Origin of the sequence: Flagellimonas sediminis (genome assembly GCF_010500845.1) — a bacterium.
In the GTDB taxonomy this organism is placed as follows: domain Bacteria; phylum Bacteroidota; class Bacteroidia; order Flavobacteriales; family Flavobacteriaceae; genus Flagellimonas; species Flagellimonas sediminis.
Window position 1 is genome coordinate 34,518 of record NZ_JAAAMI010000014.1, and the last position, 13,038, is coordinate 47,555.

Below are 13,038 nucleotides of genomic sequence, written 5' to 3' on the forward strand. Positions count from 1 at the left end.
TGAACTTTAAAGTCAAGTATCAAAATACAGAGCTTTCAAAAAGTTTAATTTTTAAAATATATTTTACCAATTTCCTTTTTCATACAAGTCTAAAAATGAGGCTGCGGACAAGTTGAAAAAGTCGACCAAAAAGTGCGCTAGTACAATCCATCGTAAACTCGACGTTTTTTTAAAAACCAATGCCCAAACAATCCCCATAATGAAAGTTGATACTATAATGGTCATGCCCTTGTTTAGCTCCGAATTTACCCCAAAAACGGCATGGTTAAGGGCAAATACCAGACTTGTAAAAAGAATCGCTGCCCAGTTCGACCATTTTTTGGAATGCTCAAGCAGCAGTCCACGCCAATAATATTCTTCCAACCAAGGATTGATCAAAGCCAATAAAATCCAAGGAACCCAAACATTCCAATTCCCCAATGCTTGATAATGCATTAAAAACAAAGGCAGTGGCAAAAAACCAATCAGCAATGCCAAAAGGTTCCAAAGAAATGGCCCTTTTGGCCTTTGCAGCCATTTTGTTCTTATTTCTCTATCGGAATACCTATAAATGAAGAACAGAAATAAACACCATTCAATCAATATTATTGGTATAAAGGCCCATTTACCAATAATTCCCCCAAATATAAATGCATTACCAAAATTGATTGCAATTATCAAAATAGGGGATGCGAGTACTATTTGTTTTTTGGTCAGATTCATTTGAGGTTGGCTATATCTGAATGTTTTCCGTTTAAGGCTTATCTTTTATTTGAACTTTATCAACTCAAATTAAGTTTTGAATATTATCTAAATAATAGCAATGTTCATATTGGGTCATCCCTATTTTAGGATAGTAAGGAATAGCTTCAGGCGCGGCCAGTAAAATTAATTTGGCTTCTGGTGCTTCCATTTTCGTTCTTCTAATCAATTCTTTTCCTATCCCTTTTTTCTGATATTTTATATCAACTGCTAAATCTGACAGGTAGATACAAAATGAAAAATCAGTTAGCGATCTGGAAATGCCAATAAGTTTGCCTTTATGTCTAGCTGTAATAATAAGATTCCCCATCTCAACCATTTTCTTCAAGGTGTCAAGGTTATCTATTGGCCGACGGTTACCTAAAGTGGAATTTACCAAAACCTCTTTGAACTCTTCAACTTTCAAATTGTGTTCTACATTGTATTCTATCATAGTTTATATGAGCTTTGGATTCTTTTATCTTATTACTCCCTTATTATTTTCATTAGGCTCCAAAAGGTCCCATAAATTACCATAAAGATCTTGAAACACGGCCACAATTCCATAAGGCTCCTTTTTAGGAGTTCTTACAAATGTTACCCCCCGATTGACCAGTTTGTCGTAATCTCTATTGAAATCATCTGTAAAAAGAAAAAATCCAACACGGCCTCCTGTTTGGTTCCCAACGCTGGCCAATTGTTTCTCATTGGCAGCTTTGGCGAGCAATAAAGAACATTCTTTTGCTCCGGATGATGCAACAACCACCCACCTTTTAAATTCATCAATCTTTGTGTCTTCAAGAAGTACGAAATCCAGTTTATGCGTATAAAAATGAATTGCCTCATCATAGTCCTTTACAACCAAAGCGATATGGGCAATTCTATTGTACATTAAAATACTTTATTTAAACCTATATAAATTTAGGGATTTACGATTAACAATATAAACCCTGATAGAGGACTTTTATGAGGTCATTTTTTTAGTTAATAAAATTGTATCTTTATATTATTGAATACTACTATTTAATAGTACGGGCGGGTTTTCCTTTTTGATTTGACTTTCCAAAAATCCGCACAAACAAAGAACATTTATAGGCTAGCTGATTTTCAATCATGCTGTATTTATTCGGTCCCGCTTGCGGGACGAAGGAATAGCAAGAGGGTGATGCGCAAATTGCGCCATCACGGTTGTTTTCGGGTATTCAACAAGTTGAAAACCAGTTAATTGAATTGATTTTGGAATATTGTGCAAAATCAGGGGCTACAGTAGACTTTTCCAAAATCTACAGTAAACCCTTTGGGAAGCCCTATAAACACTGGAAATTTTTGACGAAAAAATTGACGCAATTTCACTAAAAAACAAAATCGCATCTATGGAAAAGCAATTTACAAATGGCAGAACGAAGAAAGGAATCGGTGGTTATTCCAACATCACGGTAAATAAGGAGACGGCCACACGTTTTCGCAGTTATTCCAAAAAGTTCAACAAATCAAATAGCGAAGTGTTGGATGGAATGGTGCAATACTTCAAGGAGAACAACCTTGACCCTTTTGGAGAGGGAGCGAAGGTCATCCTTGAAAGTATCAAAAAATTGGAGCGTCAGATGATGAAGAAATTTGATAGGCTCATCGCCATTATCAAGAACATGGAAAAGACCAGTATCCGCCCTACCTATGAAATGATGCTCATTCTTTACGAGGCCTATGTAAAGGATGGAAGGAAACCGAGACCTGAACCTGTTAAGATACAGGAAGAACGAATGGATTTTTTGAAGCCTAGAAACACCGTTCCCAAAGTGGAGCACGATAGAATATTGCATGAATTCAAAGAATATAAAAAACACTGCAATGAAATCCTCCATAATGTTGAGAAGGTGGAGCCAATGATGGGGAAGCCATATCTCAAGATCAATATGGGCATCGAGGATTTTGAAAATTTAAAGTACCAATTAAAATAACGTCCATGTACCTTACCATCTCAGCACAGAAAATGGGCAGTACCTATAACTCCAGTGTAGGAAACTATGTGGACTATCTGGAAAAGGAAAACGAGGATAGGTTGCCTGAACAAAGGGAGGAGTTCTTTGACCAAGAAAATGACAGTGTAAGCCCTCAAACGGTCATTGATGAAATAGATGCCAATACGGCTAAACTAAGGCAGAAGGATCCGAAATTCTATTCCATAGTGGTCAGTCCCAACCAAAGGGAATTGAAGGCCATAGAGAATGACCCCAATATGCTAAGGGAATATACAAGGAAGCTCATGGAGGAATATGCCAAGAGTTTCCATCGTAACCAAGAGGTAAAGGCCGAGAACCTGAAATACTATGCCAAGATAGAGCATGAGCGCACCTATAGGGGATTTGACAAGCAGGTTCAGGAGAATGCGCCGTACCGAGGGGAAATAGCAAGGCTCAGGAACGAGATACGAAAAGTGGAGCGTGGTGAATCCATTGGGAATGTCAATGAGCTTGAAAAAAGAATCAAAGAGCAAGAAAGATTGGCCCCGCACAAACAGAACGGGCGATTAGTGGCCGCAGGGATGCAAAAAGAAGGGCCACAGACCCATATCCACATCATAGTAAGCAGAAGGGACGTGACGAACACCTATACACTTTCCCCAATGGCAAAGCACAAGGCCTCCGAAGTGGAACTTAATGGAAAGATGGTCAAAAGGGGATTTGATAGGGACAGTTTTTACCAAGCAGCGGAGAAGACGTTTGATAGGACAACAGGGTTTAAAAGGAATTACGTGGAATCCTATGCTGGTAGAAAGGCCCATGCCAAGGAACCAGGGAAGTTCTTTGCCAAGGTGATGGGACTGCCCACAAAGGAAAAGGACATGGCCTTTAAACTTCTTAAAACGATGGGTGTCAAAACACCAAGTATACCGACCAATAAAGTACAAATAGCGGCCAAGATCATCAAAGCACTTGGAAGGGGCATTGATAAGGCAAGGGGTGCGGGTGAGGATATGGGCTACTGAGATCAAAGAAGTAGGTTGCGCCCTTTCGGGTTTTTGCTTTACGCTTATCTACCGGAACACTACAAAAACCCGATAGGATCCATGCGCAAAAGTTGAGGGTAAGTATTTGGGACAATTGAAGTGTAAAACATGATTTTCCCTACTAAATTAGCAACAACATAATTGTTGTATTTACTCTGGAAACCCGTCCGAATAGATGGTAAAACCACCACTTTAAATGGGCTATTTAACTATTTCTAGGATTCTTACGTACTTATCTAAACTTCCAATCCTGACTGTGTCACCAACAGATCTACCTTTGAGTGCGACGCCTAATGGAGACTTGATATTAATCTTTTGAATTCCATTTATTTTATCGGTTTTGCCATTGACTTGTTCGACCAACTGAACTTTCAAGTCTTTATCAATATTTAGGTACTTAACTTTAACTTTGCTATTGAGTTCTACGGTTTCCTTGAATAATTCTGTTTGAACTTTCTCGTTCTTACTTAATACTTCAATCCGTTCTTTCAAGTCTTTCTTTAAATCTGGAGAATTTTTGGCAATTTCGTTTTCAATAACTGTTATGTTATCAGTAAACGCTAATCCTGTCTTGGACTTGTCTTCAAATATTGATGGACTGCTGTTTTCAATACTCTTGATAAATTCAACTAGTTTCTGTGTTTCTTTCTTAGGATTTCGCCACCAATTTGTACTCCATATTCTATGAAAAACAAAACCATGCCTCTCTAAAATCTTCTGTCGATGTCTATCATGTAAATAGGCTTCTTGACTTGAATGATATTCGGCACCGTCGCATTCAATTGCAATTTTTGGTATTCCCGGTTTTTTTGTGTCATAAGCCAAATCAATCCTAAAACCTGCAAATTGGAGCTGTGGAATTATTTGAGACTCTTCAAAATGTTCCCTTAGGGCTTCGTAAACTTCTTCTTCAAAAGGTGATTCAAGTTCATCATTGAAATTGTCAATTGAAGTTTTTTTCGAAGAGTTTTCGGATAAAGCATTTAAAACTGCCAATCTTGAATCACTGTCTTGTTCACTAACAGCTTTTGCATATGCCAGATATGCATAAAATGCACCTCTTCTATTATTTGATCCTTCTACTATTAAGTGCTCCTTGTAGTTTAAGAATACTTCTTGCGGGATAGATGAACATACATAAACCTTATATTTTGCTCTGGTGACGATGACATTAAGTAGTTTGTAGCCTTTTTGATGGTTAATTGAGCCGAAACGTTGAGCAAATTTCCCTTCTTTATTAATACCATAGGTTGTTGATAGGATAATGACATCTCTTTCATCACCTTGGATATTTTCTAAGTTCTTGACGAAGAAACCATTTTCTTCAAGTTCTACTATTTTGTCATTGAACTCTCTAAATCGATCAAATTTTCTTCTTTCGTTAATCTTACTAAGGATTAAGTTTCTTTGGTTAATATTAAATGTCGCAACCCCAACAGATGGATATTCACCATTCGGCAGTCGTGATATATTATTTTCGATTATTGATAAAACTGTTTCTGCTTCTGTATCATTTGAGTTATCTGAATAAGTCCCATTAACATTTATGTATTTGATAGGAATGTAGTCAAAGTCATTTGGTAGAGGTTTTAATCTCTGATTATAAAATGCAAAATTTGAGTAGTCGATTAAGTAGGGGTGACGAGATCGATAGTGGAAATCCAAATGTCTTTTGTCAAACCCTAACTCAGATGCGAAGTCTAATAGTGATTCACAATCTAAAAGTGAATTACTTGCATCACTTTTGATACGTTCAATTTCATCTTCAAATTCATCTTCATCTTCAATTGTGCCGTCAAATATTTTGCTAAAATAGTTGGAGGGAGGCATTTGGTGTTCATCTCCAGCTATGACTATTTGTTTACCCTTCAATAAGGCAGGTAGATTGTCTTCTAACTTTAATTGACTTGCCTCATCAAACATTACAATGTCAAAGTATTTGTTTTGGCCTTTAAAGAGATTGCTAGCCACATCGGGTGTTGTCAAAATTATAGGGAAGAAAGTAGTGAACAAATCAATATCCAATTTTACAATTTCTCGCAGGGATAGTCTTTTATGGTTTTTACTTGCTCGTTTATTGTAGAGGTTTTCTACGGCGATGTTCGGATTGTTGACATCAAAACTTCTAGTGGAATCAATTTGTTTTGAAAACCAATATTCCCTAATATATTTTATTTGTTCTTTTTCAAGTTCTGATAAAGATTGGCCTAATTCAATGTGGTCAAGATCATTTGTTGGTAAATCAATGTTAGCTGAATTGACGAGCAAGGAATTTAGATAGTAAATCAAAAACGTCTTACGCCAGTTTTCTTTATTTCTCAGCTGGTCGATTATTTGTTTTTCTACTTGTGAAAGGGAATTGTAATATTGGAACCACTTGAATTCTAGTGAGTAGACATCATTTTCATTGTTGAAAAAAGTATTCTTGGAAATGATTATGTTTTCTATACTCGATATAAGTGAACTGTGATTATCAGATTTTATAGATTGATTGACCCATTTATCTTCATTTATTGATAATCTTAAATTATTGAGGGTGGACTTTATTGAGACTAATGTTTCTGTTTCAAATTTTTTGTCGACTGATTGTAAGAGATTAAGATTTGAATACTCTTTCTCGATCTTATCCTGAAAATTGTCTTTCGTCGCAGTAATTTCTTGGAGATAGGTTTTAATGCTAAATTCTTTGTCAGAAATAGTTAATGCTGTTGGGATGGCAGGAAAATCTTTACAATTCGATATTTTATTTGTTAAGTCTGCATAAAGTGTATTAACAAGTAATTGGTCATTAAGAGTGTCTTTTTTCGATTTGGAGAAAATGGATGAAGCTTTATAAAGAAAACTTCTGGTCTTCTCCTGATTGAAAAAGACATCGTTTTTATGGTACTTGGAAAGGACTTTTAAAAGTGAATCGGTAATTGATTTAATTTCAACTTCCTGTTGATTCAATTGTTCCTTTCTTACTTTGTAGAACTCTTGTTCATATTTTAGAATCTGTCGGTTGACTAGTTCTAATTTCGTTTTGTATGAATTGAAATCTTCATTGATTTTTTGCTCAATGATAAATGGATTTTCACCAACTAATTTTGAGGAATTGAGAAACGATAATTCACTGTAAGGTTTATAATCATTATACAAGTTTTGCCCTCTTCTAATTAGTTCTAGCAAAGTGTTTAATTCAACAGATTCATAAGTGAACATGTCTTTACTCAGATCAAGGTCATAATCTTCAGAATTATCCTTAAGTTCAGCCAACAGGGACCCAACAACATTTGTCCAATTTTTATTACCGATAAGTTTTTCTCCTAACTTTTGATGTCGTTTGTTGATAGTGTCGATCAAAGATTTTGATTTCTCAATGATGTTGTCCAAAGTTTCCTTTGAATGAGTGTATCTATATCTGCGATATGCTGAATTATCAACTCTGTCACGAACAGAGTCAACTGCATTTCTTCTATCTTTTACAATATCTTTGATTAAGATTGTTTGATAATTCAATCCTTTTTCGTTTAGTGCATTGTATAAAACTTCTAATGCTGTGCGCTTTTCACAAACAACAATGGTTTTCTTGTGGTTTTCAAGGGCATTTACCAATATGGCAGTAAGTGATTGACTTTTTCCTGTACCTGGCGGCCCTTGAATCAATATATTTCTTGAAGAGTTAAGTGAATGTAAAATACCTTGTTGTGATGGATCGGTTTCAATAGAAGATATTGGTTGGAAAAAGTGCTCATCCATTTCTTCAAGGTCTATTTCTGCACCTTTAAGATCTAATAAATTGGAATAGTCATTTATGATGTTTTGTTTTTGAACCTCAAAAATTGAAAACAAACCACTGAAATCAATAAATGAATTGTTCGATGTTAAAGGCAGCTTTTCATAATATTTCTTGTCAGAAATTGGTTTTATGTCATCCAACTTTTGTTCAAATGTTTCTCGAAGGTTATTTGGGGTTGAACTATTTATGGATACAATAATGTTTACACAGATATCCAGTAGTTCATTTCTGTCGATTAATCCATCGTCTAGATGTTCGCTTGAGATTTGGTCAATCTCAATTTTAGAATCATTTTGAAGATGATTTATTAAAACCTCATTTATATAAATTGGGTCTTCATCATTTCTTAAGATTTCCCAAGTATTGAATTCTTTGGTTCTTCTAATTCTTAAGGACCAAATCAAAATTGGCGCAACAGTCAGTTTATTGTCCGATTGATCCCTGCGCACAAGAATCGGGAAGCCAAATCCAAAAGTATTTATTCCCTTTTCCGATTCAATTGCTTCGGTTTGGTTTATAAGGTTTTCAAATGATTTTGTAATTCGGACCAGTTGTGTTTGATCTTCCTCAAAGAGAGAATTTAAATCGGGCACATTGTCTTTCCAACTTATCCTAAATTTCAAAGGCAATTCTGAAAGTAAAGAATCAATAAAATTTTGCGGTAGATTCTCATCAATATGGGAAAGTCTAGTCAGATCAAATTTATACCGTGAACGTCCTGTTATCGCATTTAAATGAACACCCCTTCGGCTACCAACTTTAAGTCGGTTTTGTAATTCTATTAGTAGCTTATCGGTTATTTCCATATTCTCAATTTGTTGAAATGCTTAAAATAGTATCATAATTATTATTTTGATTACGGATTTACACATTTAGTGGCCATTACAAGTATCCGTGGATTCCAACTTTATTTGGTTTCCTGCTATATTTATTCAGAATTTTAATGGTAAGGGGGAGATGTACAAGATAAATATATTTTCCTACAAATCAATTTTCAGAATACTTTCTATTTTGATCTCATTGCAAAATAAAAGGTGAGATAAAGATTTAAAGGATGAAGTATTTGTGCTCATATATTTTTTCTACTAAAATCTCGAAACAATTTGACCAAAAAATTATTAGTGATAATTATATCTTTCGTGTTAAGAAAAGATAAGTGAGCAGTAAAATCAAGTTATGCTTCTGGGGAAATGAAAGATAGGGTATATTTTACCTTGCTAATAGTATAAGTTAAAGGGTAAGAATTTGGGACGCTTGAAGCAATTCAATACCTTCCGGTAGCTTTTTTGAAAGTTTATTATAAAAAAATCTGATTCTAAGACTGGATTATTTCTTGTCCAATAGTTTTTCCAAGTAAGTTACCTTATCTTTTTCAGCCTGAACTAGACGCTCATAAAGCTCAACTACTTTATCTAAGGGATTGAATGTGCAATTATTTGGATGAAATGTTCCTTGGCTATTGCTAAAACTATTGTCGTAAAAATTGTTGAAGTAATTAATAGCCAACTCTTCAGAAAAGTTCTGTATTGCTTCAGGTGTGACCCCCAAGGCATTGGCGACAGCTTCCAGACGTTCCGTGTCAAGGGTCTCGGACTGTTCGATTTTGGAAACACTTTGTTGGCTGATACCTAACAATTCTGCCAAGGTTTCCTGTTTCATGCCCCGTAGCTCACGGATGCGGCCAATCTTTCTTCCAATGTGGTTGTTTTTTTTTACTGTCTCCATATCCCAAAAATAAACATTCCAGATTTAAATATACGGGTAAATTACCAATGGCTGTGGTTGGTTACAACTTTGGATGGTTGGGTACACAGGAACAATGTCGTTGCTTTAGGTAAAACAATAAATTATGGATCAACGCACATTTAACTTGGAAGGGACGAACAACCCGGACGAAATTAGGGAAATTGTGTCCAGGGTGGTCGAAAAGGTGGATACCAACCATATCTATCTGACCATTGGTGGGGAACTACAACCCTATAAATATTGGTTCACAATCGTGACGGGAGATTATGCCAATAGGTTTCGGGAAGAGAAGGAACAGTTCCTGAAAGTATTTTTCGGTATGTATCCCGATTGTGTTGTGAGTTACTTTACGCCCACCCAGATTGGGGAGCAAGAGTCAGCAGGCACTACCTTTTTTGTCAACAATTGTAATAGGGAAAACATGATATATACCTGTTTTGATGATAGGCGTCTAGCCCCGTTCGACGAAGAAGTTCTACCAAGGGTCCTTAATAGTTCGAAGGCATATTACGAGAAAGAGATTGAAAAGGTGAGGGCATTTAGAAAAGGGGCTATACCGTTCATGGATGAGGGAAACTTTGAGTTAGCGGGCTTTATGCTCCATCAAACCTTGGAAATGGGATATCGGTTGGCCGAGCATTTCTTTTTGGGCCACACCCACAAAGGGCATTCCATAAGGGAGCATCAAAACTTTATTGGTGATTTTAGCAGTGCTTTCGGGGAAATTTTCCCCCAAGACATTGAAGAAGATATCCGGTTACTGAACAAACTAGACAAATCCTATATAAAGAGCAGGTATTCCAAAGACTTTATAATAGAGGAGGAACAGGTCGATTTGATAAAAGGAGCTGTGGATATGTTCATCCTAAAATTAGAGGAATACATCCCTGCTGAATTGGAAAAATGCCAAGGGAGGATTGAAGGACGAAGTCAGTCAACCCTGAAAGAATCCCTGCCATCAAAGAGCGATATCAATCTAAAACAACACTCTTTATTGCAGAGGCTTAGGGAATTGGAATGGAAATATTGTGGAACGTTGGATCCTTCCAAAGAAAGAGAGGAGAACTACAGTCTTAAGTTGATTAACGGCGGATACCAAGAAACCATGTTGTTGATCACCAATCTGATTAAGGTATGCATGATGTCCATTGAATATCCCCATGGTGCCTCAAAATGGTTACAAGAACCTGATATTGTCATAGCTGACACAATGGGTCATATTCTTGACCTCATGCCCTATGATGAAATGGAATTTCTAGATGAGGTGAGGCAATTGCTTTCAGAAACTCCATCCAATGATTAACACCAAAAACTCAGTATGAAATCAAAAAATGAATCTATTAACCTAAACGAAGAAAAACTCATAAAGAAATTAAGATTCCATGGGAACGACCATGACCCGACCCTGGTTCCCCATCCATGGTTCAAGGACAAGTTCCAACCCACGTTCTTTTATCTTGACGGCCACGCCGATTTATTATTGACCGTTCGTGCATTGATATACCTTTCCATGAGGGCAATAAACCCCGAATTGGGTTCGGACGATATAATGGAAAGGAACGAGGAGGAATTCATCCATCAGGCGATGACCATTGCCAACCGTTTGATGCCAGTCGGTGAAGAAGCTTTGATGGATCATTTGAACGAGTTCTATAGGGGAGAAAAGAAACCTAAATAGGAGGACTGAATGCTAAAACAACAAATAATGGGATAGCTATGAAAAAGAGTAAAAAGGAATTGAAGAAACTAATGAAATCCGCAAGATATAAGTTGGAGGTACTGGAGCCTACCAATCTACAAAAAGGTAAGTTCAGACCATCCTTTGTTTTATTGGATGGATACTTGGATCTTTTCGATACTATAGAGGCTTTAATCAATGTATGCATCTTGGCAACCCAAGGGGAGCCATATTCCCCACCGCATGTAAAACAGCCGGGAGAGGATATCCGTAAAACCTTGGAATTGGTCACACAACTTTTGCCTTTTGAAGAAGGGGAGTTCTTGGATGAAGTGAACCAACTATTAAAGAAAGAGGTTTGATTTATAAAGGTTTATGTCCAATTCCATTTCTTCTAAACTTGCACCTTTTAGAAAGGAAAGGTTGATATTGGAATAAATATAAAGTGGAATTTATGACCATCACAAGTCTAGTCCCAGAAGATTTATGTTAAAACGCTTGTTAATATATTTTTTGGGTCAATTTGGCCCAACGAAGGAGTTATAATATTTCCAGCTTTTCAAACCAAGAACATGGAAACTAGAAGGAAAAGGGGGTAACCTCTTTTTTTGTCCGTTGTTTTATATTTTATTTACCAATATCGTAAATAGACGATATGGCAAATGACTAAACTGTATTTCACATTGGAATTAATGAGATTTTGTTGAACTCTTTGGGCTCCATCATTTTGAACAAATGGGTTTCCGGGTAGTTTGCTTTTACAATTTCTTTAACTTTATTGATAAATTCAGGTTGGCATCTGTACCCTAAAATGACCTTTTCCAAAGCTTTTTTATGGAAATAATGCCTGCCCGTAAAAACCTTTACCAAACGGATTTCCCTTTCATAATTCCAGTCTAATGTCTTTTGAAAAAATAGTTTCGTCAAAGTATCCCAATTGGGATGCGGGTTGAAAGTAAATCGATTTGGCTCGGAAACATACTCAATGGGGCGAAGATCACCACCTCGGAACAATCTGATGTCCTTTTCAATATTGAATTGAAGACACAATCCTGAGTGGTTATCTGCGTAATTGGCCCATAAAGGGTAATTGGCCAATTGCATAGAAAAACAGACAATGCCATAATGTAGAATATAAAATTCTAGTTTTTCAACCATGAAATCCCGAAGGGTGACTGGGGAATAATTTTTAAGAAAATCTGTTTTGGTAAACTCGTTTGGAAATGTGCCTGCCATGAAGTTGTAGAACTGCTCCAATTCACAGGTATCCTTTGTTACGCTTACCATTCCAGGATTAGAATCAAAAGGGTCATTGAGTTCATTTCTATTGGCAAAATAGACGTAACCCTCCTCTAGTTCAGATAGGGTCCTTACAGCATTACCCCTGAATCTATATATATAAGGGTGGCCTCCAAAATCTTTTAAAAAATCAATGTTATTTTCCAATGAAAAGGATACTATTTAATCTTTACCGGACATTGACATTTATGTGTGATATTCCACATTCCAGTCGGCATTAATTTCAACCTTGATTTTTCATTTTCACCAATTCTACAGTACCATCATCCTTATTTACAAAAATGAAATCAGCATAGGCTCCGGTTAGACCATATAAATCGCGGTCCCCATAAATTGTGGTTTTATCGGTCACAAATTCAATATCTTCATTGATGGAGAAGGAATATCGTTCGACTGTGGAATTGAACAATGAATTCATATAATTAGGATAGTTCTTGAATTTAACCTCATTATAATCGGTGTCCAATATTCGGACGAATGCTCTTTCTGCATCTTTGAAAATCCTTAATCTATTCTCCAATTCATTCTTGCCGATCTCATTAAAATCAGTTGGATATTGATATTGTTTGATTTCTAATGATTTGATATCAAAGAAAAACAAGACTATCTCATCGGTAATTCGAGAACCAAAGTTTTGAGGAAATTCATTGGACAATATCCTTAATCTTTTATCATGTGGTTTGACTGGATAGGGCGGTCAATGTATACCACCTGCGGCGGATGAAAGTGAGCAGTGCAAATCAAGTGCACGAGATCGACTCATTTTGGTGCTGAAGTTAACGTTTATTTTTAATTTTTTTTCTCATTGAT

The 13,038-nt window shown here is 36.2% G+C and carries 13 protein-coding genes; 5 read left to right on the top strand and 8 right to left on the bottom strand.

Annotated features, from left to right (window positions below):
* Positions 1 to 63: 63 nt before the first annotated feature.
* The 4 genes from GTK07_RS19505 to GTK07_RS18230 all read right to left on the bottom strand — a co-directional run bounded on the left by GTK07_RS19505 (position 64) and on the right by GTK07_RS18230 (position 1,612).
* The gene (locus tag GTK07_RS19505) at positions 64 to 420 is read right to left on the bottom strand and encodes a CPBP family intramembrane glutamic endopeptidase (protein WP_417935847.1); all 357 of its coding nucleotides are present in this window, start codon (positions 418 to 420) and stop codon (positions 64 to 66) included.
* A complete protein-coding gene (locus tag GTK07_RS19300; RefSeq protein ID WP_235855404.1) occupies positions 329 to 517 on the bottom strand; it encodes a hypothetical protein in 189 nt (62 codons plus the stop codon). Before GTK07_RS19300 ends, GTK07_RS19505 begins: the two co-directional genes overlap by 92 nt.
* A gap of 249 nt (positions 518 to 766) precedes the next feature.
* Entirely contained in the window at positions 767 to 1,174 is a 408-nt protein-coding gene (locus tag GTK07_RS18225) for a GNAT family N-acetyltransferase (RefSeq protein WP_119646737.1), read from the bottom strand.
* A 24-nt stretch (positions 1,175 to 1,198) separates the two neighbouring features.
* Positions 1,199 to 1,612: a VOC family protein gene (locus tag GTK07_RS18230; protein ID WP_119646735.1), complete on the bottom strand. Its 414-nt coding sequence runs from the start codon at positions 1,610 to 1,612 to the stop codon at positions 1,199 to 1,201.
* A 481-nt stretch (positions 1,613 to 2,093) separates the two neighbouring features.
* Between GTK07_RS18230 and GTK07_RS18235 the strand changes: the two genes are divergently transcribed.
* Positions 2,094 to 2,678, top strand: a complete 585-nt coding sequence (locus GTK07_RS18235; RefSeq protein WP_119646733.1) for a BfmA/BtgA family mobilization protein — start codon at positions 2,094 to 2,096, stop codon at positions 2,676 to 2,678.
* 5 nt (positions 2,679 to 2,683) lie between these two features.
* Complete coding sequence (gene mobB, locus GTK07_RS18240; RefSeq protein ID WP_119646730.1) at positions 2,684 to 3,706, top strand: MobB family relaxase; 1,023 nt, start codon at positions 2,684 to 2,686, stop codon at positions 3,704 to 3,706.
* A gap of 222 nt (positions 3,707 to 3,928) precedes the next feature.
* Here mobB and GTK07_RS18245 read toward each other — a convergent pair whose 3' ends face one another.
* Positions 3,929 to 8,311, bottom strand: coding sequence for an AAA domain-containing protein (locus tag GTK07_RS18245; protein ID WP_119646728.1), 4,383 nt, complete (start codon positions 8,309 to 8,311; stop codon positions 3,929 to 3,931).
* 520 nt (positions 8,312 to 8,831) lie between these two features.
* Positions 8,832 to 9,230: a helix-turn-helix domain-containing protein gene (locus GTK07_RS18250; RefSeq protein WP_119646726.1), complete on the bottom strand. Its 399-nt coding sequence runs from the start codon at positions 9,228 to 9,230 to the stop codon at positions 8,832 to 8,834.
* Between the two features lie 124 nt (positions 9,231 to 9,354).
* On the opposite strand from GTK07_RS18250, the gene GTK07_RS18255 reads away from it, so the two are divergent.
* The 3 genes from GTK07_RS18255 to GTK07_RS18265 are packed head-to-tail and all read left to right on the top strand — an operon-like array spanning position 9,355 to position 11,291.
* Positions 9,355 to 10,554 (top strand): HEPN domain-containing protein, encoded by a 1,200-nt coding sequence (locus tag GTK07_RS18255; protein ID WP_119646724.1) that lies wholly within the window; start codon positions 9,355 to 9,357, stop codon positions 10,552 to 10,554.
* A gap of 15 nt (positions 10,555 to 10,569) precedes the next feature.
* On the top strand, positions 10,570 to 10,929 hold the full coding sequence (locus GTK07_RS18260; protein WP_119646722.1) for a hypothetical protein: 360 nt from the start codon (positions 10,570 to 10,572) through the stop codon (positions 10,927 to 10,929).
* Positions 10,930 to 10,967: 38 nt separating this feature from the next.
* Positions 10,968 to 11,291, top strand: coding sequence for a hypothetical protein (locus GTK07_RS18265; RefSeq protein ID WP_235855403.1), 324 nt, complete (start codon positions 10,968 to 10,970; stop codon positions 11,289 to 11,291).
* Positions 11,292 to 11,607: 316 nt separating this feature from the next.
* On the opposite strand, the gene GTK07_RS18270 is transcribed toward GTK07_RS18265, so the two are convergent.
* Both GTK07_RS18270 and GTK07_RS18275 read right to left on the bottom strand, forming a co-directional pair.
* Positions 11,608 to 12,375, bottom strand: coding sequence for a DUF2971 domain-containing protein (locus tag GTK07_RS18270; RefSeq protein ID WP_119646721.1), 768 nt, complete (start codon positions 12,373 to 12,375; stop codon positions 11,608 to 11,610).
* A 76-nt stretch (positions 12,376 to 12,451) separates the two neighbouring features.
* Positions 12,452 to 12,883, bottom strand: coding sequence for a hypothetical protein (locus GTK07_RS18275; protein WP_163636551.1), 432 nt, complete (start codon positions 12,881 to 12,883; stop codon positions 12,452 to 12,454).
* Positions 12,884 to 13,038: the final 155 nt, after the last annotated feature.